Consider the following 336-nt stretch of genomic DNA (forward strand, 5'->3'; position numbering starts at 1 on the left):
AGGCTGTGATTGACCCGACGGATGTAATTGGTCGACAATGCATTTTGCTGATTGTTGAAACTATTGCGGCATTGATCATCGCAGAACTTCTTGTCGATTCTGCCTTGAATCACATTCCCACAATTCAAACAGTGTTTTTTCTCTAGTGCCATATGCTAAAAAGTTTGATCTAATTTAACCGATTAGTTTGAAAAATAATCAATCAAACTAACCGGTTACAATTTTTCAATCTTCTCATCTCTGAAACACCAGCGTATTCAGATTGAAGGTACTCCAGATCGAAATAGACTCATCCGTCACATACACGAGGTAGATATCCCCAAAGTAATCTGTGGC

The 336-nt window shown here is 38.7% G+C and carries 1 protein-coding gene; it reads right to left on the bottom strand.

Annotated features, from left to right (window positions below):
• Window positions 1–152: DUF2116 family Zn-ribbon domain-containing protein (locus tag ACM615_RS24460; RefSeq protein ID WP_431012719.1), on the bottom strand; the 152-nt coding region annotated here is incomplete at its 3' end.
• Window positions 153–336: the final 184 nt, after the last annotated feature.

Source organism: Rahnella sp. PAMC25617 (assembly GCF_050606005.1).
GTDB classification, from domain to species: Bacteria; Pseudomonadota; Gammaproteobacteria; order Enterobacterales; family Enterobacteriaceae; genus Rahnella; species Rahnella variigena.